Source organism: Marinitoga okinawensis, assembly GCF_055387075.1.
On record NZ_AP042422.1, the window covers coordinates 1,717,176 to 1,739,236 of the forward strand.

Here is a 22,061-nt window from a genome sequence, read left to right on the forward strand (position 1 = left end):
TTAAAATATACAGGAGGCTGATTGAAATGGCTAGAGTTTGTGAAATCTGTGGAAAAAGACCTACAGCTGGAAATAGTGTTGCTCACTCAAAAGTTACAACAAGAAGATGGTGGAAACCAAATATACAAAAAGTTAAAGTTGTTTTAGAAGATGGAACAGTTAAAAGAATGAATGTTTGTACAAGTTGTTTAAAAGCAGGCAAAGTTAAAAGAGCTATATAAAACAATATAATAAAGCGCCTTAAAGGCGCTTTTTATGTTATAATATAGATAATAAATATCAAATTATGTATATAAATGAAGGTGATAATTTGAAAATATTAGGACCTATTGTTACTTCAAAATCAATCGGAGAATCCTATATTCAAATAAGGGATTTAATACCATTGGCAAAACGATTTCATTATGATGGTATTGCTATTTTAGAAAATCATCCTAAATCTTGGATTTCATTTATAAAATTATGCAATCAATTTAATATAAAGCCAACTATTCTTTTTGAATACGAAAATAATGTTTTTATTCCTTCTAATTCAAAGGACTTAATAGAAATTATAAAATTATATAATGGTATAAACAAAAATATATCAATTCCATATTTTTCAAAAAATCTGATATATAAAAAAATTGTTTATCCAACTAAAAACTTTAATAAAATCATTAATAACATTGATGGTGATTATATCAAGAAAGATTACGGGATAGAAAATTATATTTCTAAAGATATATATAATAGAATTACAAATATGGACTTTAAATATAATTTGAAAGATTTTTATGTTGGAATTCCAAAGATGGGCGGATTTAAAAAATTATATGAATCTCTTTTGCCAATAATAAGCAAATTACCTGATTCATATATGGATAGATTAAAATATGAATTGGAAACTATTAGAAAATTAAACATTTCTGATTATATACTTTCTGTGAAAAAAATAGTTGATGTTGCTAAAAATACTGGAAGTTTAGTAGGACCCGGAAGGGGTTCAGCGGTAGGATCATTAGTAGTATATTTACTTGGAATAACTTTAATAGATCCAATCCGTTACAATCTATATTTTGAAAGGTTCTTAAATTTATCTCGACATGAATTACCTGATATAGACCTTGATGTTGAATCTGAAAAAAGGGATGAAATAATAGAATCGTTATCAAATTATTTTGAAATTGCTCAAGTAAGAACATATGTAAAAATGAAGAGTAAAAGCGTATTTAAAAAAGTAAAAGAATTTCTTGATTACGATTATTCAGAAAAATTTTTCAAACCTATAAGATCTCCTAAAAATATGCAATTATACAATACTCAAAACAAAGAATTAAAAACTTTTTATACACTAGCATTTTATTTAGAAGGTTTAGAAATTGCTGAGTCAGTTCATGCTGCTGGAATAATGTTATCAGATGGGTTATTGAAAAATAAAATTCCTATTGATAGAAGTAGAAAAATCCCAATTACATTATGGGAAATGGATGAACTTAAAGAAGTTGGAATAGAAAAATTTGATTTATTATCTTTAGATACCTTATCTTTATTAAAAAAATTAAATTTTAAATATTCAAAAGAGAGCTTTTATAACCTCGATAATAAAAAAGCATATTCTTTAATTTCAAAAGGTTTAACTGAAGGAATTTTTCAACTCGAATCTAAATTAGCTAAAAATTTAGCTAAAAAATTACAACCAAAAGATTTTGAAGAATTATATATATTACTTGCATTAAATAGGCCTGGACCTTTAAATTCTGGTATGTTTGATGAATATATAGAAGGAAATAGTAAGGATTATTTAAAAAAACTTCTACCTGAAACAAAAGGTGTTGTGATTTTCCAAGAACAGGTTATGTATCTTTCCCAAAAGTTAGGAAAACTATCCCCTGAAGAATCTGATAATTTTAGAAAAGCTATATCTAAAAAAGAGATTAAAAAAATAGAAGATTTGAAAAATAAATTTATTAAAAATGCTTCAAAAAAAATAGGTTTTAATGAAGCTAACAGTCTATATAATAAGATTGAAAATTTTGCTCAATACGCTTTTAATAAATCTCATAGTGTTGCCTATGCGCATATCAGTTATTGGATTGCCAGTTTAAAAAGTTCTAATCCTGAAAGATTTTATCTAGAATATATCAAATTCAAAGGTTTTACATTTAGTTTATTTAATGAAATAAAAAAATTCAAAATATCTATTCATCATCCTAATATACATTTCCCACATGGAAAATATGAAAATAAAAAAATTTTTCTCCCATTAAGAATTATTAAAGGCGTAGGAGAATTTGTTGAAAACATTATTTACTCTGATATTTCTAAGAATGGACAGTATAAATCTTTTGAAGATTTTATTAAAAGGGCAAAGAATATAGGAATAACCAGAAATATAATTGAGCAAATGATAAAAGCTGGAGTGTTTAATATATTTGACAAAAATAGAAGAAAATTATTAAGGATGATTTCTGAAATAGAAATGAACAGCAGTGAAACATCAAAAAAAATACTTAGCAATGTTTTTGGAGAAAATATAACTGAAAATACAAAAAATATAAAAACAACAAAAGAAGACATTATTAATTTTGAAAAAGAAGTGTATGGATTTTCATTAAATAATAATTTATAATATAATGTTTTTTGGAACTTGATTTTGTAAAAAAATTGTGATATAATACTTTTGAAATATTATTACAGATGTTCGAGGGCAAAGCCCTCGAACTCTCTTTTATATAATATGGAGGTGCATTTATGAAAGAAATAAAAGACTTGATAAAAGAAAAATCAATTGAAATTGCTAAAAATATGAGTCTTGAAATTTTTGATATTTCATTAAAAAAAATACGAAGAAAATTGAAATTAGAAGTCATTATTGACAAATTAGATGATTATGTTGGTATTGATGAATGTGAAAATTTTTCTAGAGAACTTGAAGCTTATTTGGATGAAAAAGATTTAATTGATACTTCTTATGATTTAATCGTAAGTTCTCCAGGTTTGGATAGACCATTGAGAAATATCAATGATTTTATAAGGTTTAAAGATAAATTAGCAAAAATAATATTAAAAGAAAGAATTGAAAACCGAACTGCAATCAAAGGTTATATTAAAAATATTGAAAATAACACTGTTTTTGTTGAAGAAAAAGATGGTGGAAAATTAATAAAAATACCTTATGAAAAAATACTAAGAGCAAATTTAGAAATCGATATATAACAGGAGGTGTAACAATGAATGTTGTTTTAATTGAGGCTTTAGAAGAATTAGAAAGAGAAAAGGATATAAAAAAAGAAATATTGTTAGAAATAATTGAAAAAGCTATTGAAAAAGCTTATAAAAATAATTATGAAATGGAAAATGTTGAAGTTGTTGTTGATAAAAACCATGGAGAAATAACGATATATCAAATTTTAAAAGTTGTTGAAAAAGTTGAAAATGAAGGTGAAGAAATTTCTCTAGAAGAAGCAAAAAAAATCGATTCGAAAGTGAATATTGGTGATTATATTAGGAAAAAAATAAATCCGAAAAAAGAATTCAAAAGAATTGCTGCTCAAACAGCAAAACAAGTAATAAAACAAAGTATAAGAGAAATTGAAAAGGAAAATTTATATCATAAATATTCGCCTTTAGAAGGAAAAATCACTACAGCAGAAGTTTTATTAGTAACAAAAGATTATGCAGATATTAGAATCGGTAAATTAGAAACTAAATTACCTCAAAAAGAATGGATACCTGGGGAATCCCTATATTCGGGAGATATTATAAAAGTTTACATTAAAAGTATTCAAAAAACTACTAAAGGACCAAAAATTTTAGTTTCTAGAAGTGTTCCAGAATTTGTTGAAGAATTATTTAAAATGAATATACCAGAAGTTGAAGATGGTATCGTAAAAATTAAAAAAATTTATAGAGAACCTGGAATAAGAAGTAAAATTGCCGTATATTCTGAAGATCCAAAAATAGATCCAGTTGGTGCATGTATTGGAGAAAATGGTGTCAGAATTAGTCAAATATTAGAAGATTTAAAAAACTTGGAGAAAATAGATGTTATTAAATGGTCTGATGATATTGAAGAATTGATTAAAAATGCATTAGCTCCTGCTCAAGTTGTTAACATTAAATTAGACAACAAAAATAGAATGGCTTTAGTTCATGTACCTGAAAATCAACTCTCCTTAGCAATAGGTAAAGGCGGTCAAAACGCAAGAGCTGCAGCTAAAATTACTGGTTGGAAAATAGATATACATACCATTTGATTTAAATAAAGGGGAACACAATTTTAATACTATTTAAATCAAAAAGTATTTTTTTTGCTGTAGAATTGTATCGAACTAAAATATGAGGAGGCGGATTGAACACTATGTCCCAACAAATTCTTAAAAAAGTTCTTAGAGACAAAAAACAAAGAATGACTGCTCAAAGAGAATTAATTTTAAAAATATTTCTTGAATCAAAAGGACAACTTTTAAGCTTAGATGATGTATATATGAATATCAGAAAGAAAAAAAATCATAAAACAAGCAAAATGACAGTAAAAAGAGGCATCGATTTATTAGAAGAATTGGGTATAATTAGAAGATTCGATTTTGAAGATGGAACTTCCAGATACGAATTAATAGAAGACGCTCAAGATGAAACAAATGTTTTATTTATATGTGAGAATTGTGGAAAAGCTATCAAATTAGATATTGATAAGGATAAAATTAAAGATTTAGTTCCTATGGAAAATATTGAAATCAAAGATTTTGACTTAAAAATTTATGGAATGTGTTCAGAATGCAAATAGCTGCACCTCAAAGTGCAGCTATTTTTTTATCTGAATAATCTAATTATTTCATTTTTTAAATCTCCTATACCTTCTCCAGTGTTAGAAGATACTGGAAAATAAATATAATCTCCATATTTAGATAATGTTGATTTTATAATATTTAATTTTTTTATTCTTTCAGATTTCTTTACTTTATCAACTTTTGTCAAAACAATCATAAATGGGATCCCTAATTCTTTTAGCCATTGTATCATTTCTAAATCTTTTTTTTGGGGTTCATGTCTATGATCTATAAGTAAAAATACCATCTGCAATGAATATCTATTTACAAAATAATCTTCTAATAATTGAGCCCACTTTTTCTTTTCTTCTTTTGAAACATTAGCAAAACCATAACCAGGTAAATCTACAAGATATCCTTTATTATCAACATTATAAAAATTTATTGATCTTGTTTTACCTGGATTAGAACTTATTTTTGCAATTTTTATACCGAATAATTTATTTAAAAGACTTGACTTACCAACATTTGATCTTCCAGCAAATGCTATTTCATTATCAAATGGTGGTGGATATTCTCCTTTTGTATAAACTGTTTTTACTAATTCTATTTTCTTAAACATATTCATTCCTCCATTAATGCTATTCTTAATACTTCTTTTATATTTCTTACTGTATTAATTTTTATTTTACTTAAAATTTCTTCTGGAATTTTTTCAAGATCTCTTTCATTATCTTTTGGTATTATTACTTCTTTTATGCCACTTCTATATGCCGATAATAATTTTTCTTTAATTCCTCCAACTGGAAGAACTTTACCTTTTAAAGTAATTTCTCCTGTCATTGCAATTTCATTATTTATAGGTTTTTTTAATATCGCTGAAATAACAGAAGAAGTTATAGTAACACCAGCTGATGGTCCATCTTTGGGTACAGCTCCTTCTGGTACATGTATATGAAAATCGCATTTTTCAAATTTATCAAGTAATGTTTTATCTTTCTCTTCTATTATAGCTTTTGACAATGTTAAGGAAATTTGTGCCGATTCTTTCATCACATCGCCTAATTTACCTGTTAATATTATTTTCCCTTTTCCAGAAGTTATTAAAGTTTCAACCTGCAATATTTCTCCACCATAAGCCGTCCAAGCCATACCTGTGGCAACACCTATTTCTGGAGCTTCAAGTTTGCTTGGTCTAAAATAAGGTGGTGTCCCTAAAAAATCTTTAATATTATTTACCTTAACAATTACTTTTTCTTCACCTTCTGCAATTTTTAATGCAACTTTTCTCATCAATTTAGCCAATACTCTTTCTAATGATCTTACACCAGCTTCTCGTGTATATTCTGATATTATTTTTAATAAAGCCTGCTTATTTATCTTTATTTGTTTTTTATTAAGCCCATGTTCATTTAACAATTTAGAAATTATATAATCTTTAGCTATATAATATTTTTCAGCATCAGTATATCCAGGAATTTCTATTATTTCCATTCTATCCCTCAATGCATCTGGAATAGTATGCAGAACATTTGATGTTGTAATAAATATTACTTCCGATAAATCAAAAGGAATTTCTAAATAATGATCAACAAAACTATTATTTTGTTCAGGATCTAAAACTTCTAATAATGCTGCTGCTGGGTCCCCTTGATAAGATATACCCATTTTATCAATTTCATCTAAAACTATTACAGGATTTTTTACTTTTAATTTCTTCATTAATTGAATTATTCTACCTGGCATGGCTCCAACATAAGTTCTTCTATGCCCTCTAATTTCAGCTTCATCCCTCATTCCACCTAATGATATTCTTCCGAATTTTCTTCCTAAAGCTTCTGCCACTGATTTACCAAGTGATGTTTTCCCAACACCTGGTGCTCCAACAAAACATAAAATTGGTGATTTTGGCTTATCAGATAATTTTCTCACAGCTAAAAATTCTAATATTCTTTCTTTTGGTTCTTTTAAACCATAGTGATTTTTATTTAAAATTTCTTCTGCTTCTTTAATATTTAGCCTATCTTCTGTTTTTTCATTCCAAGGTAAATTAATTATCCAATCTAAATATGTCCTTACCACGCTTGCTTCTGGAGAATATGGAGACATTTTTTCTAATCTTCCTAATTCATGTACAGCTTTATCTTTTACATATTCAGGTAATTCTAATTCTTCTATTTTTTCCCTAATGTCTTTTAATTCATCATCTGCTTCACCAGATAATTCTTCTTGAATAGCCTTAAGTTTTTCTCTTAAATAATATTCCTTTTGCCCCTTTTCTATTTTTTCTTTAACTTTTGATTCTAAAACTTCCTCTATTTCTAACAATTCAATTTCTCTTGTTAGAATTTCCAATTCTAATTCTAATCTTTTTTTAGGATGCAATTCTTCTAATAATTCTTGTTTTTCTTCAAGTTCAAGAGGCAAGACAGAAGCAATTAAATCACTTATTACCTCAGGATCATTTGTATCTTCCAATACCATAATTGCCTCTTGCGGAAACTTTTTCGTTAAATTTATATATTTTTCAAAAAGAGTTTTTACTTTTCTTACTAAAGCTTCCAAAATTTTTGTAGTCTTATATTTTCTTTCAATTGTTTTAATTTCAAATCTAAACATTTCTTTATCTTCTAAAACTTTTTTTATTTCAGCTCTTTTTAAACCTTCAACTAATATCTTATATTCTCCATCAGGAAGTTTTGCTATTTGCACTATTCTTCCAACAGTACCCACTTTATAAAGATCGTCAATAGTAGGCTCTTCCAGTTCTATATCTTTTTGAGACACAAAAAATAATAAATTATTATATTTTTCTAAAGATTCTTCTAGAGCTTTAATAGATTTCTTCCTTCCTATTAACATTGGCAATATAGAATTAGGAAAAATAACTAATTTAGCTCTAGTTGCTATTACTGGCAAATCATTTGGTATTATTTCTTTAGAAGATTCGTCAATAAATTTATCTATAATACTTTTCTTATTATCCATATATTTAACCTCCATTTTTATTATAAAATTAACATTTGCATTAATAAATAAAGATATAAGTATGATAAAATATAAAAAAAGAATTATTTATATCAATTAGATTATCCAAAAAGATAAAATCTCTATCATAATAAACCCAAATATATTTTAACATATATAAATGTAATTTATTAGGTATTTAAGGTAAAAATAAAGAAAAAATAAATAGAAGCGATTATTAAAAAGGTGGGAATGATGTGACACATATGATAGAACTATTTGGTTTGAAACTTTTATCAGGAAAAAAAGACGAGATGTGGAATTACATAAAAGAAAAAATAAACTCAGATGAAAAGACCTGGGTAGTAACCTTAAATGCTTTAATGTTTTTAGAATACTTTAAAAATAACAATTATAAATATGAGCTTCAAAATTCTACTGTTTCTATTCCTGATGGAATTGGTGTAGTTAAATATTTAAAAAAATGGGGATACGAAACCGAGAGATGTCCTGGAATAGATACGATGTTAAAAATATGTGAATGGCAAGAACACAAAATATTTTTACTTGGCTCTCAACCAGGAATTGCTGAAAAAGCTAAAATAAAATTAGAAGAAAAATACGAAAATATTAAAATAGTTGGTGTGCATAATGGTTATTTTGAAAATAGCAATAAAGTTATTGATATAATAAACGCAAGTGGAGCTGAAATTTTATTTGTTGGAATGGGTGTTCCAAAACAAGAAGAATTTATATACAAAAACTTGCACAGATTAAATGTAAAGATGGCTATGGGCGTTGGAGGAAGCATTGATGTTATTTCTGGAAAAGTTACTAGAGCGCCCAAACTATTTCAAGTTTTTGGTTTAGAATGGTTATATAGAATGCTTGCTGAACCTAAAAGGCTTAAAAAATTACCAGATTTATTGAATTTTTATTTTAAAATATACAGATCAAAAGAAATGCCTATAAACTTAGAAGTTATAAATCTTTAGTTGAACCATATAAAGAGCAATCTTTTTGGATTGCTCTTTTCTTTTTTATTTTTTTATGATAAAATTATATTAAAAAGAGCGGGAGGTGTTTTATGACTTTACATCATATTGTAGAAATAACTGTTAATTTTATTTCAGATATTTCCTATATATTAGCCATTATCGTTATAGCTTTTGGAATGATAAGTGGTTTTAAAATATTTCTCAAAGATATTTTATTTGGTCAGAAATCTGAAGAAAGTATTTGGGAAAGCAGATTAGAATTAGGCAACTCTTTCTCATTAGGTTTAGGCTTTCTAATTGGAGCCAGTATTTTAAAAACAACTGTGGCACCAACTTGGAATGATATTGGACAGCTTGCAACAATAATTGCTATAAGAACAACATTAAATTTTTTCTTAAATAAGGAAATAAGAGAACACAAAGGGAATGTAAACAATGTTGAAAAATAGTATTATATGGATGAAAGAATTCTTAAAAGAATCAAATAAAAAAATTATAGAAAATATTAAAAAAAATAAATTACCTTTAATGGATGAAAACAAATTACATGATTTTTTTAAAGAATTAAAATAATTACTTACTTTGATGATGAATATCCTGAAAAATTAAAAAGAATTTTTAATCCCCCATTAGTTCTTTATTTATTAGGAAACTCAGAACTATTAAAAAAAGAATGTATTGGAATTGTAGGATCAAGAAAAAATACACCCTACGGAAAAAATATTACTTTATCTTTTTCAGAAACTTTATCTAAAAAATACCCAATAGTTAGCGGAATGGCTTATGGAATTGACTATTATTCTCATAAAGGAGCTTTAAAAAATGGGACAATCGCTGTTTTAGGGAGCGGAATTGATATACCTTATCCATCTTCAAATAAAAAATTATATTATGAAATTATTGAAAATGATGGTTGCATTGTTTCTGAATATGCTCCTGGAACTCCCGCACAACCTTTTCGCTTCCCTGAAAGAAATAGAATTATCGTAGGATTAAGTAGTTCTATAATCGTTATAGAAGCAGCTAAAAAAAGTGGTTCATTAATTACAGCTAGATTAGCATTAGAATCTGGAATAGATGTATATGCTATCCCAGGAGATATAAATAGAATAAATTCTGAAGGTACTAATAACTTAATTTATAATGGGGCAACTCCAATAATTTCAAATAAGCACTTAAAAGAATTATTTAATCTTGACATACCTAATAATATAAAAATTACAAATAAAACTGATAAAAAAATCATAGAAGCTATAAATAATGGTTTTAATACTTTTGAAAAAATAATTTATTTTACAAAAGAAGAAACTTCTACAATTCTTCAGAGATTAACTATATTATCAATGAATAATATCATTATTGAAAGTAATGGAAATTACTTTTTAAAAGGGGGTATCTCATGAAAAAACTTATATTTTTCATTTTAATTTTAATACTTTTCATTTTAGTTTCGTGTTCCTCACAGCCAAAAAGCGAACCTTATGAATATTTTTCTTCTCAAAACACTGGTTATAAAGAGATAATTGTCGAGGGTATGGGTACTAACCTTGAAGACGCAGAAAGAAATGCTCGTGTACAAGCATTACAGAATATTGTAGGTATGAAAATCTACAATGAAACAAAGACTAAAAATTTTAAATTAGTTGATAAAACAATTTTATCTAAAACTTATGGTTTTATAAAAGGCTCTGAAATTATAGATAAATATGAAAAAAATGGTATTTATTTTATAAAAGTAAAATATAAAGTTTCTGAAAATATTGGTGATGATGACTTTTTCTACATTTTGCATCAAATGAAAAAACCAAAAGTAGGAGTCTATTTAAATAACATATCAAATCCAGATTTTAAAGACGATAAAACATTTGAAGTATCTATAGAATCTTCATTAAATAAATATGGATTTAATTTATTTGACTCTAATAGAATCAAAGAAGTTTCTAATAAATTTAAATTAGCAGGAGAAGGTTTAGATATTTTAGTTTTAGGTGATATTTATGTTGAATATTCAGGAGAATATTATGGACTAAAAACAGCACGGAGCAAAATTACATTAAAAGCATATTGGACGTCTACTGGTAAATTAATTACGAGTATTTCTTCAGAGTCCGGAGGATCAGATGTCACTATAGATAATGCGATGAGAACTGCAATAAAAAAGAGTTCAGAAATGGCAGGAGATAAACTTGGTAAAGAAATATTAAAAAAATGGATGGATTACCTCGCAAATGGTATTCCTATACAAATTATAGTTTTAAATATTTCTAACGAGGAATATAAAAATATATATACAAAACTAAAAAATAATTTTAATGTTTTTTCTTATGAATACACTAATGAAAATGCAATATTTGAAATCGAATCTGATAAATTTACTGATGAAATTTATAATATATATTTTTCTGATAGAAAATTAATTTCTCAAAGTATAGTAAATTTGGTTATAAAATAACATTTTATGCCTTTAATCGTTTATATTTCTTCATAAAATTATATAATAATACACAAAAACAAATAAATCAATAGAAAATATTATGTTTTTGTGTTATAATTTAAATGTAACATTTTTTTTATCAAAAAAGTTAAGGGAGGTTAAAAAGATGAAAAAAGTTGCAGTATTGGCATTATTAGTATTATTTGCATTTACTTCTATCTTTGCCGTTTCAAATAAGATAGTAGTTTGGTGTTCAGAAAAGCAAGTTGATTTCATGAAGACATTTGGTGAAAAGTTTACAAGGGATACTGGGATTTTAGTTGAAGTTCAACAAGTAAATTTTGGTGATATCAAATCCAAATTTTTAACAGCTGCACAAGCTGGCGAAGGTCCAGATATTATAGTTGGTGCTCACGATTGGGTTGGAGAATTAGTAGAAAACGGATTAATCGATTCAATTCCATTTTCAGCTATTGAAACTGATAAATTTGCTAAATCAGGATTAGACGCTTTTACGGTTAATGGAAAATTATATGGTGTTCCATATGCTATTGAAGCTGTTGCATTATTATATAATAAAGATTATGTTGAGGAACCACCTAAAACAATTGAAGAATTAAAACAAGTTGCAGCTGAATACACAACAGATGAAACATTAGGATTTGTTTATGATGCTGGAAACTTCTATTTCTCATACGGATTTATAGCTGGAAATGGCGGATATGTATTTAAATGGTCAAAAGAAAATGGTTACGATGTTAACAACATTGGATTAGATAATGAAGGCGCTATAAAAGGTGCTGAATTAATAAAATCATTCTTCGATGAAGGTTTAATTCCTCAAGGTGCTAATTACGGAACAATGGATTCAATGTTTAAAGACGGTTTAGCAGCAATGATAATCAACGGTCCTTGGGCAGTAAAAGATTATATAAATGCTGGGATTGATTTTGGTGTATTACCATTAACAGAATTAGACTTAGGAAATGGACATTTTGGCAAACCATTTGTTGGTGTGCAAGGTTTAATGGTTAATGCAAGAAGTGAAAATAAAGCATTAGCAAAAGAATTCATCATCAATTACTTAGCTACAAAAGATGGTATTTATCAATTCTATTTAGCAGATCCAAGATTACCAGCAAGAACAGATGTTGCACAAATAATTGAAGAAAAAGGCGGACCAGTTCCTAAAGAAATAGTTGATGCTTTTGTTAAAAGTGCAGCTGGCGGAGAACCAATGCCTAACGTTCCTGAAATGGGTTCAGTTTGGGGACCAATGGGTGATGCTTTAAGCCAGATTATCAATGGTCAAGTAGAACCTGCACAAGCATTAAAAGAAGCTGTTGAAAAAATTAAAACTTCAATAAATAAATAATAATAAAATAATGGGCGGCTTAATAAGTCGCCCATTATTTTATATTTTCATTCCATCAAAAGCTGTAATTATATTATGTTTCTGATATATTTTTTCAAGTTCTGAATGTGACGGATTATGAAGATGTGAGAAATGAGTCACAACAATTTTTGTATTATTATCGATTATACCTTCATCATATAAATCTTTTTTAGTTTGCAAAATTTCTTCGTATCCCATATGAAATTCATATTTTTTATTAAATCCCATTGTAGCATCTAAAATTACTACATTTAATTTTTTGCCATTTAAATTATCTTTAATAAAATTAAAAGTTTCTGGCAATATGCACCCGGTATCAACAGCATATAATATTTTTTCTTTATCTTTTTCAATTAAATAATTTAATGGCGTTTCACCAAATCCTGATGTGTGATTGGCCTTTAATGTATATATAACGTATCCGTTCAAATGTATAGTAACAAATGGGGATACAGACATCAAACTAAATTTTGGAAGTTCTGTCTTTTCTTTTATTACAGAACCTAATTTATCAGGAACAATCAAATCAACATGAGGCAAATCCTCATAATTACCAGAAAAAATAGGATTCCTATATTCAAAATTTTTAAAAAACAGATGATCTGAATGCCCATGAGTTATTAATATATGTTCGACTTGAGATAAATCTTTCCCAAATCTATTTGCAGAAGCCACTAAATCTGGTCCAAAGTCTATTAAAAGTTTTTCATCAATTAAAATACTCGATCTTAATCTTATACTTTTTTTCCCTTTCTCTCTTGCTTTTTGACAATTTTCACATGAACAAAAAGGATTTGGAAAACCTTCAGATGCAGCTGTACCTAAGAACAATATCTCCATATATTCTCCCCCTCAACTTTTAGTTTCTATAATTATACCATATTTTCACATACATAAACTTGATATTAAATTTTAATAGAATTTATTATAATCTATTTTTATGATAAAATATTGTTGACTATCAAAATATTATTTGTATTAGGAGGGATAAAAATGAAACTTGGTATTATAAGTGATACTCATGGATCACTATTTTATTTCGAAAAAGCACTTAATTATTTAAAAGATGCTGATAGAATCATTCATTTAGGTGATTATTTATATCATGGACCTCGAAATCCTCTTCCAAAAGGTTATGATCCCATGAAATTATCCGAAATACTAAAAAATTTTAAAAAAAGAACATTTATAACTGGAAACTGTGATTCTCCTATTGATTTAAAATTACTCAACATTCCTGAACCAACACCTTATTCTATAGAAAGTTATGGCCCATATAATTTTTTCTTCACACATGGTTGGGATCCTAATTTAGAGGATTCTATTTCTTTAACAAAAAAATATAAATGTCAATATTTGATTCACGGACATACTCATATCTCTAAATATGAAGAACAAAGTGGAATAATCATAATAAATCCAGGAAGTGTTTCTATCCCAAAAGAAAATACTCCACATAGTATTTTAATAATTGATATACTCGAAAACAAAATTAATTTCAAGTTTATTGATATACTGAAAGATGAAATATATAAACATATATATTATTAATATATATTTTATTATTTTGTAAAAAGCGATATAATAAATTTGCACTACAAAAATAAGGGGTGTAAAAATTGGAATTTTAGGTTTAACAACAAAGTATATACCACATTGGGAAGATCCAAAAAATATTAGAAATTTAGATTTTTACGATACAGTAGCAGTAACAAAAAAATATGTGAAAATTTTAAGAGAACAAGAAAAAGTTGATGTTTTAATTGTTGGCTATCATGGTGGTTTTGAAAGAGATTTGAATACAGGAGAACCAACTGAAGAATTAACTGGAGAAAATTAAGGTTATCAGTTATTAATGGAAGTTCCTGGTATTGATGTATTATTAACAGGTCACCAACACAGATCTATTTCCGGTGTATATAATAATGTAGCAGTTACAATGCCAAGTAGCTGGGGAAAAAAGGTGGGTAGAATTGAACTAACTCTTGACAATTCTGATGGTAAATGGAAAGTAGTTTCTAAAAAAGCTGAATTATTAGATTCAAAAACAGTAGAATCAGATAAAGAAGTATTAGCTCTTGTGCAAGATTATGAAGATAAAGTTCAAAAATGGTTAGATCAACCAGTAGGTACAGCTAAAGGCGATTTTTATGTATATAACCCATTAAAGGTCAGATTGGCAGATCATCCTTTAATTGAATTTGTAAACACAGTTCAACAAATATATTCCGGAGTTAAAATTTCTTCAACCGCATTATTTAACAATGATATAAAAGGTTGGAAGTCAGGTCCTATTACATTAAGAGATATTAATGGTGTATATATTTATCCAAACACATTAAAAGTATTAAGAGTTACAGGAAAAGATATAAAAGATGCTATAGAAAAAAGCGCAGATTACTTTGTATATAAAAATGGTAAAGCAGATGTAAACAAATCATGGGTAGAACCAAAATCAAGGCATTATAATTATGATATGTGGGAAGGTATCAATTACATTATTGATGTTGAAAAACCTGTTGGAGAAAGATTTGTTTGGTTAGAATATGAGGGAAAACCTGTTAAAATGGATAAAGAATATGATATTGTATTAAACAATTATAGAGAAGGTGGCGGTGGTGGATACTCAATGTTCGCTGGAAAACCTGTTGTAAAAGAAGTTATGATGGAAGTTTCAGAATTGATGGCTGATTATATTATGGAGCATAAAGTTATAGAAGCAAAAGTTGATCATAATTGGTATGTTGCAACAGATGTTATGTATAATGTCAAATCTGGAGATACATTATTTAAATTAGGTAGAATGTATAATGTAAATCCTTATGCTATTGCAAAATGGAATAATATTAAAAATCCTGATTTAATCTTTATTGGTCAAAAATTGATAATTTATAAACCAATAATTTCTAATAATTAATAAAATCCCCATTTTCAGGGGGATTTTATTAATTATTTTCTTTAGTATATTTTTGAATATCTTGTTTTAAAGCACTATTATAGTTTTCTATTTTCTCAAATAATCTATTTACCCCATTTATATCAATCTTTTCACCTTTTTTGGCTTTTTTTAAATAAAATTCAATTTGCATATAATTATCCGTTATATCTTTTATAATTTTGTTTTCTGATAATGAAACCTTTTCTCCGCCTATAAGACTAAAAATTGAAATTATTTGAAAAATTAATACAATAGATATTATTGATAATATTATAGCTAAATTCACTTTTATAATTTTACTTATTAAATTCATTTAATCCCCCTTTCATTTAACAAAAGCTTGATCATGTATATTTAATATTATTTAAATTTTCCGCTTTTTGATTATATCAAAATATTAAAAAAAATCAATAATAATAAAAGAAATTTACTTTATATTTCCGATATTTAAATTTATAATTAATATATCAGATGATCAAAAAATAATATAAAACAATCAAAAGATTTTGAAAAAAGCAGTAATACTATTTTTGATGTTAAATACAGGAATGAGGTTTATTTATTTTAATTTTAAACAGCGTATAAAATAGAAAATCTTTCTGGAAACTCCAGAGAGATTATTATATTTCTAAAACTTCTGTATATTTTTCACCTTTTTCATCATATATTTCAAATTTTATTATTTCTATTGTACTCACAAAATCTTCTGACTCATCTTTTTCTATTTCATAATTATATCCATTTTCTATTTTCTTTACCGATATATTTATTTTCACATATTTTCCATTTTTAAAATTATATGTTTCTCCATCATCATCAAAATATGTGAATTCTCCACTATCAGTAACAAAACCAATTACCGTTAATTCTTTTATTGATTTTTCATTTATGTAATTTATTTCTTCTTCATTTAATACTATTAATGAATTTTCTTTTATGAACATAGGAATTTCATTTAAATCAGCATCAATATAATAATCTCCAGGTTCATAAACTTTGACATTTCTATATTTATAATTTGATACTTTCCAGTATAACCATTTATGCTCTGGTAAATGTACATATCTACCTTTTGCATTTGGTTGTATAACAGGGGTCGCCATTATAGAATTTCCTACCATAAACTGATCTTCAATATTTTTTGATATTTCATCATTAAAATACAAAAATAACGGTGAAATAAAAGGGATTAAACTATCAACAGAATTAAAAAATTCCGAATATAAATATGGAATTAAGGCATATCTTAATTTAATAGTATTTCTTAATATTTCTTCAGTATATTCATCAAAAGCCCAAGGTTCTTGATGTCTTGTGCCCAATGCTGAATGATTTCTGTATAAAGGTGAAAATACTCCTAATTGCATCCATCTAATAACTAATTCAGGAGAAGTATTAGAACCAAATCCCCCTATATCAGCACCTGTATAGAAAAATCCTGATAAATTTAATGATTGCAACATTCGGATATTTACTAACATGTGTTCCCACCAGGACATATTATCGCCCATCCAAATTGTTGCAATTCTATGATGCCCAGCATAACTGCTTCTTGACAACAATAAATATCTTTTATTTGGAATTATTTTTTCAAATCCTTCTACTGTTGCTTTCGTCATATAATACCCATATAAATTATGTATTTCATCATTCGAATATTTTCCTTGAGGGGTATTATGATAAAAACTTTTATAATATTCTCTTCTATTAGATAGACTTACGGCTTCATCTTTTATCATAAAAAATTCTAACCCCACTTCTTTTTCTTTTAATTTATCAACTTTTTTTAAATATTCTTTCAATGTTTTTGGAACGAAGAAAATAGAAGGCTCATTCATATCATTCCAAAAACCTGTAATTCCTAAATCAGTAAATAATTTGTACTTTTCACCCCACCATTTTCTAACTTCTGGATTTAAAAAATCAGGAAAATGCGTGTATCCAGGCCAAACTGTGGCTACAAAATTTTTATCATTTTCATCCTTACAAAAGTATTCATTTTTTATTCCTTCTTCATATACATCATATCCTTTTTCTATTTTCACTCCAGGATCTACTATAGGTACTAAGTTAAATCCCATGCTTTTCATTTCAGAAACAAATTCTGGAAAATTAGGAAATTTATTTTCATCAATAGTAAATACCTTATAATTTTCCATATAATCTATATCCATATATATTGCATCACAAGGAATATTTCTTTTTCTGAAGTTATTTGCTACTTCTTTAATGGTTTCAGCATCTGGATAACTCCATCTACATTGTTGATATCCAAAGGCCCATTTTGGAGGAATATATGGTTTTCCTGTTAATTTTAAATATTCACGAATAACTTCAACATCTTTTTTAGTATCAAAAATATAAATATCAAAATTATTTGAGTTAATTGTAATAATCATTTTATCTAATTTTGTATAACTAATATCAAATATCATTTCACCTGGGTAATCTATAAAAAAACCAAATTTATTGCTTATTATAACAAAAGGGTGAGACCCATATAATGCGTCTTTTTCTGGTGTATGTATAGGATCATCTGTTGCATATAATTTATATACTTTACCTCTTTTGTTTAAAGAACCTAAAGTTTCACCTAAACCATAAACTTTATCATCCTTAAATAATTTGAGAGTTAATATAATTTTATTTTCTTTTTCTGTGATTGAAAAATAATCAATTTTTTCACATTTTTTAAAAGTAAGATCATTTTTCTTGAAAACGGTTGCATCAGTTTCAAAAGGAATACCGAATCTATATAGAGTTGTAATTTCAGTTAATTTTGCCTTTTTCACTGTATCACCCTTTCTTTATATATTATATGTGCAAAAATGCCATTATTATTTCAAAAACAATTAGAATTACTATTAATAATTCTAAGAAATTAGCTCTTGACCCTTCATTTATTTCATTTAAAACTGTATAACTTTCCAAGGCACTATCTAATTTATGTGATAATATTCTATATCTTCTATTTAATTCAAAAAATCTCGCTAATAATTCATAAAGTTCATCATATATATTCCACTCCCATGTTATAGAAGGTTTATCCAATATCATAATATCTGAGACTATTTCATGTCTTGTTTTTATCAATTTTAATGCTTTCCCTACTGCTAAATTTCTCATTATTGATAGAAAATGCTTATACCTATTATATTTATCTATAGTCTCTTCTATATCTTCTTCCAAGTCATCTGATAATTGTTCATATCTTTCAAGAGCAACGCTTTGAGAAATTGCTAGAGAAATTAAAGATAACATATCAGGCGTAATAAACTCATCCTTTATATAGAGTGTTTCTGTATTATAATCTATATAAAAATTATTTTTTATATTATCATTTATTTTTATATAAATTTCGTCTTCAATTTTTACCTTAAACTCTTTTTCCAACAATTTTTCAAGATAATCTATAAAATCTTTTATTTCTTTGTCTGTAAAATCATAGAAAACAAAAGAACCAAATTGATATATATGAACATCTTTTTGATTATATTTTAATATAAGTGGCATTTCCCATTTTGTAACTATTGGTAATTGCAATTTAGCAGCAATTATTTGAATATCAATATTTTCACCAGCATCAAACGCTTTTACTTTGATTTCTTTTTCCATAATATCCCTCCAAGGATGTAAATAATATATACAATAATAAATGCGTTTATAGTTCTTAAAACTCCTAAATATATTGGTGTTTGAATATGCAAAAATGTATCTAATATTGAAACAAAAATTATGGATTGCCCTATATTCCAAAATATTTCAAAAAAATTAGATGGTGGTTTAATAAAAACAAACAAATAAGCTATTAGTTCCTTGAATCTAGGCCTGGCTATTAATGTTTTTTCGAGAAAATCTCTTATATTTCTTTCAAACATTGTTGAAAAACCAAAATTTCCACTTCTTAATAGATAATAAATAGCTATTGTTCCAAGAAAAATGCTTGATAAAATTATATCTTTTTTTCTTAATTTAAAATTTTTTATTTGAACCAAAAACAAAACAAATGGCAATGTTACTAATAATAATTTAACTCCTCTTATTACAGATATTTTATAAATATATAAATATGTATATCCTGTAGAATAAACCAATATTCCATAAATAATATTTAGGAATACTGCTTTTAGAATATTTGTATGTTTTTTCCACTTTATCCACGAAACAAAAGAAAAAACTATTGCAATAAATACATATGACCATGAATTCAAAAAAACATATAATAATATATACAATATTGATATTATAGGACTTATCGTTAATATATATATTGAAATCATCAAAACTGATAATATACTAATATTTATAGTTGGTGCTTTTATCAAAGGAATTTTTTCATTATAATTTGGCATTCTTTCTTTTATTGCATCTATTATTTTATTTCTTTTACTATGATTTGGTATATAAAAAATATTTATTCTTCTTTCATTATAAGCTCTCCAAAACCTTTGTACTATTTGAATTAAATTATATTTATCTATTTCTTTGGGTTTAATATAATGGGCATATCTTATTTTCATTAGTTCTTGCTCATCAAGATATATTTTATATTTATCAAATAGATATCCAAAATCAGAAAATTCTGCTACAATTATATTGTTAAATTTTCTAACAAACTTTCTAAAATCCTCTAATTCAATATTAGTAGAATTTTCACTAATTAAAACATAATCATTATAATTATAATATTTAATTACCTTGTTATCAATCATAATTGATTGTTCTTTTAATTTATTATTATCTATAATATGATATCCACTCTCTAAATATTTGTAATCATTAAACGAAATATAAATAAACACTACAAAAGAGTACAAAATAAAACTCCAATGTATATATTTTTTCATATTTTTCAAAAAATCACTCTCCCAATCTATCTAAAACTTTTTTCAAATCATCCGTTAAATTTGATATAAGCGTATATCTTTTGTTTTTATAGGTAAATTCCAAAAAGTACGAATGTAAAAAATATCTTTTTAACCCTATTAATTTCTTCAATTCTCTATTAATTTCAAAATCTCCATATTTATTATCTCCTGCAACTGGTGATCCTATATCTGCAAATTGTTTTCTTATTTGGTGTTTTCTGCCAGTTTTCAGTTCTATGTCAACTAATGTCAAATTAATATCTCTTATTTTATAATTATTTAATACATCATAATACAATATTGCTTTCTTATCTTCTAAAACACTTTCTAATTTATTATGTTCTCCATGTAAATTTCCTAAAACTAATGATTGATATTTTTTTGTTATATCCCTACCTTTTATTATTTCCGTAAGTTCTCTAGATACTTGCTTATTCTTTGCTATTACTAAAACGCCTGAAGTATGTTTATCGAGTCTATGAACTAAATGTGGTTCAAATCTTCCACCTGCATAGTATAACAACCCTTCTATAACAGTAACTTTTTCTTCGTTTCTACCAGGATGAACCGAAATTCCTGCTGGTTTATTAATAGCTATTATTTTTTCATCTTCAAATATAATATCTAAATTTAGCGGTCTAGGTAAAATTTTATTTTCTCTTTTTCTTTCTTCAAGAGGTCCTTTATATCTTATCTCAATTTCATCTCCAATATTTAACTCAAATTCTTGTTTTTTTACTCTCTTTCCATTTACATAAACAAACCCTTTCCTAATGAGCTTATATATAAATCCCAATTTTAAATTATCAAAGTTATTTCTTAAAAATTTATCTAATCTTTTATAATAATTTTTTTCATTTACAATTTTATGTTTTTGCATATAAACACTCCTTTTTTTGATATAATATATAATATAATATAAAATTATAAAGAGGTGATGGCTTTGTATAAAGAAATTTTGAAAACATTATATACTTTTTTAGGTGAAAATATCTTAAATGAAGAAAAGAAATTAAAAACTGAAATTTTTGATAAATTATCGACAAAATCTGATTATTATGAAATTCTAGATTTTTTAAAGTCAGAAACATTTTCTCAAAAAGTTGAAGAAAAATTTCTATCATTGTTTATTATATCATTATTTAACCGATTACGAATATCTATTGATATTGAAAAGAGAATTTTAATATATGGTAATGAAAAGATTAATTTGGATATTTTTGGTCTTAATAAAGGTATAATATATATGGAACCAATATTAAAAGAATTAATTGAATTAATTGATTATGGAAATTTACCAACAGAATATCTTTTTGGAATATTATCTGATGATATTTCAAAACGTATTAAATATTTTAAAGAATTAATATATGGCTCAAATATAACAGAGGAAAAATGGACTGAAGAAGAGTTAAAAGGTTTAATTAATTCATTAACTGATTCTACCAAGGAATTTTTAAAATATATTGTAATAAATGGTAGAAGTACTAAAGATGATTTAATAAAAAATTTAAGTTTAAAAGATACTCGATCTGTGTCTGCATTTACTAGTGCAATATCAAGAAATTCACCAGAAAATAAGGAAAAAATTATTTTTGGCGAAAAAGGAAAAATTATTATTAATGATAGATATAGAGAAATATTAAAAAATTTATTATTATAAATTTCAGTTTATAGACAAAGTCAAAATAAAATATTTAAAATAATAT

The 22,061-nt window shown here is 25.9% G+C and carries 22 protein-coding genes; 14 read left to right on the forward strand and 8 right to left on the reverse strand.

Translation table 11 applies throughout. The annotated features are described in order from the left end of the window. Positions 1–26: 26 nt before the first annotated feature. The 5 genes from rpmB (at position 27) to ACZ5CK_RS08460 (ending at position 4,768) form a co-directional block, all read left to right on the forward strand. Positions 27–221 (forward strand): 50S ribosomal protein L28, encoded by a 195-nt coding sequence (gene rpmB, locus ACZ5CK_RS08440; RefSeq protein ID WP_464581380.1) that lies wholly within the window; start codon positions 27–29, stop codon positions 219–221. Between the two features lie 89 nt (positions 222–310). Next, complete coding sequence (gene dnaE, locus ACZ5CK_RS08445; protein ID WP_464581381.1) at positions 311–2,611, forward strand: DNA polymerase III subunit alpha; 2,301 nt, start codon at positions 311–313, stop codon at positions 2,609–2,611. A 122-nt stretch (positions 2,612–2,733) separates the two neighbouring features. Continuing rightward, entirely contained in the window at positions 2,734–3,198 is a 465-nt protein-coding gene (locus ACZ5CK_RS08450) for a ribosome maturation factor RimP (RefSeq protein WP_464581382.1), read from the forward strand. A 14-nt stretch (positions 3,199–3,212) separates the two neighbouring features. Next, positions 3,213–4,238 (forward strand): transcription termination factor NusA, encoded by a 1,026-nt coding sequence (nusA, locus tag ACZ5CK_RS08455; protein ID WP_464581383.1) that lies wholly within the window; start codon positions 3,213–3,215, stop codon positions 4,236–4,238. A 104-nt stretch (positions 4,239–4,342) separates the two neighbouring features. After that, positions 4,343–4,768 (forward strand): Fur family transcriptional regulator, encoded by a 426-nt coding sequence (locus ACZ5CK_RS08460; protein ID WP_464581384.1) that lies wholly within the window; start codon positions 4,343–4,345, stop codon positions 4,766–4,768. Positions 4,769–4,794: 26 nt separating this feature from the next. Here ACZ5CK_RS08460 and yihA read toward each other — a convergent pair whose 3' ends face one another. Together yihA and lon are read right to left on the reverse strand one after the other, a co-directional pair. Further along, complete coding sequence (yihA, locus tag ACZ5CK_RS08465; protein WP_464581385.1) at positions 4,795–5,373, reverse strand: ribosome biogenesis GTP-binding protein YihA/YsxC; 579 nt, start codon at positions 5,371–5,373, stop codon at positions 4,795–4,797. Positions 5,374–5,375: 2 nt separating this feature from the next. Further along, positions 5,376–7,739: an endopeptidase La gene (gene lon / locus ACZ5CK_RS08470; protein ID WP_464581386.1), complete on the reverse strand. Its 2,364-nt coding sequence runs from the start codon at positions 7,737–7,739 to the stop codon at positions 5,376–5,378. A 245-nt stretch (positions 7,740–7,984) separates the two neighbouring features. On the opposite strand from lon, the gene ACZ5CK_RS08475 reads away from it, so the two are divergent. From ACZ5CK_RS08475 to malE, 6 genes are all read left to right on the forward strand, one after another. Continuing rightward, positions 7,985–8,713: a WecB/TagA/CpsF family glycosyltransferase gene (locus tag ACZ5CK_RS08475; RefSeq protein WP_464582983.1), complete on the forward strand. Its 729-nt coding sequence runs from the start codon at positions 7,985–7,987 to the stop codon at positions 8,711–8,713. A 92-nt stretch (positions 8,714–8,805) separates the two neighbouring features. After that, a complete protein-coding gene (locus tag ACZ5CK_RS08480) occupies positions 8,806–9,165 on the forward strand; it encodes a DUF1622 domain-containing protein (protein WP_464581387.1) in 360 nt (119 codons plus the stop codon). Further along, on the forward strand, positions 9,152–9,289 hold the full coding sequence (locus ACZ5CK_RS08485; RefSeq protein WP_464581388.1) for a hypothetical protein: 138 nt from the start codon (positions 9,152–9,154) through the stop codon (positions 9,287–9,289). Before ACZ5CK_RS08480 ends, ACZ5CK_RS08485 begins: the two co-directional genes overlap by 14 nt. A 41-nt stretch (positions 9,290–9,330) precedes the next feature. Next, complete coding sequence (gene dprA, locus ACZ5CK_RS08490) at positions 9,331–10,119, forward strand: DNA-processing protein DprA (protein ID WP_464582984.1); 789 nt, start codon at positions 9,331–9,333, stop codon at positions 10,117–10,119. Further along, a complete protein-coding gene (locus tag ACZ5CK_RS08495) occupies positions 10,116–11,168 on the forward strand; it encodes a hypothetical protein (RefSeq protein ID WP_464581389.1) in 1,053 nt (350 codons plus the stop codon). Before dprA ends, ACZ5CK_RS08495 begins: the two co-directional genes overlap by 4 nt. Before the next feature lie 148 nt (positions 11,169–11,316). After that, positions 11,317–12,525: a maltose/maltodextrin ABC transporter substrate-binding protein MalE gene (gene malE, locus ACZ5CK_RS08500; RefSeq protein ID WP_464581390.1), complete on the forward strand. Its 1,209-nt coding sequence runs from the start codon at positions 11,317–11,319 to the stop codon at positions 12,523–12,525. Between the two features lie 39 nt (positions 12,526–12,564). Here the strand turns inward: malE and ACZ5CK_RS08505 are convergent, their stop codons facing one another. Beyond that, positions 12,565–13,386: an MBL fold metallo-hydrolase gene (locus ACZ5CK_RS08505; protein WP_464581391.1), complete on the reverse strand. Its 822-nt coding sequence runs from the start codon at positions 13,384–13,386 to the stop codon at positions 12,565–12,567. Between the two features lie 153 nt (positions 13,387–13,539). Between ACZ5CK_RS08505 and yfcE the strand changes: the two genes are divergently transcribed. Both yfcE and ACZ5CK_RS08515 read left to right on the forward strand, forming a co-directional pair. Continuing rightward, the gene (gene yfcE, locus ACZ5CK_RS08510; protein ID WP_464581392.1) at positions 13,540–14,097 is read left to right on the forward strand and encodes a phosphodiesterase; all 558 of its coding nucleotides are present in this window, start codon (positions 13,540–13,542) and stop codon (positions 14,095–14,097) included. 304 nt (positions 14,098–14,401) lie between these two features. Beyond that, entirely contained in the window at positions 14,402–15,463 is a 1,062-nt protein-coding gene (locus ACZ5CK_RS08515) for a 5'-nucleotidase C-terminal domain-containing protein (RefSeq protein WP_464581393.1), read from the forward strand. Between the two features lie 28 nt (positions 15,464–15,491). Here ACZ5CK_RS08515 and ACZ5CK_RS08520 read toward each other — a convergent pair whose 3' ends face one another. The 5 genes from ACZ5CK_RS08520 to ACZ5CK_RS08540 form a co-directional block, all read right to left on the reverse strand. Then, positions 15,492–15,797 carry a hypothetical protein gene (locus ACZ5CK_RS08520; RefSeq protein WP_464581394.1) on the reverse strand — a complete coding sequence of 102 codons (306 nt, stop codon included), beginning with the start codon at positions 15,795–15,797 and terminating at the stop codon, positions 15,492–15,494. 307 nt (positions 15,798–16,104) lie between these two features. After that, entirely contained in the window at positions 16,105–18,276 is a 2,172-nt protein-coding gene (locus ACZ5CK_RS08525; protein WP_464581395.1) for a TIM-barrel domain-containing protein, read from the reverse strand. 22 nt (positions 18,277–18,298) lie between these two features. After that, positions 18,299–19,099, reverse strand: a complete 801-nt coding sequence (locus ACZ5CK_RS08530; RefSeq protein ID WP_464581396.1) for an RMD1 family protein — start codon at positions 19,097–19,099, stop codon at positions 18,299–18,301. Next, positions 19,078–20,331, reverse strand: coding sequence for a DUF5693 family protein (locus tag ACZ5CK_RS08535; RefSeq protein ID WP_464582985.1), 1,254 nt, complete (start codon positions 20,329–20,331; stop codon positions 19,078–19,080). Before ACZ5CK_RS08535 ends, ACZ5CK_RS08530 begins: the two co-directional genes overlap by 22 nt. A gap of 13 nt (positions 20,332–20,344) precedes the next feature. Further along, positions 20,345–21,232 carry an RluA family pseudouridine synthase gene (locus tag ACZ5CK_RS08540; protein ID WP_464581397.1) on the reverse strand — a complete coding sequence of 296 codons (888 nt, stop codon included), beginning with the start codon at positions 21,230–21,232 and terminating at the stop codon, positions 20,345–20,347. A gap of 63 nt (positions 21,233–21,295) precedes the next feature. Here ACZ5CK_RS08540 and ACZ5CK_RS08545 point away from each other — a divergent pair, with 63 nt between their 5' ends. Beyond that, positions 21,296–22,015, forward strand: coding sequence for a hypothetical protein (locus ACZ5CK_RS08545; protein WP_464581398.1), 720 nt, complete (start codon positions 21,296–21,298; stop codon positions 22,013–22,015). Positions 22,016–22,061 lie beyond the last annotated feature (46 nt).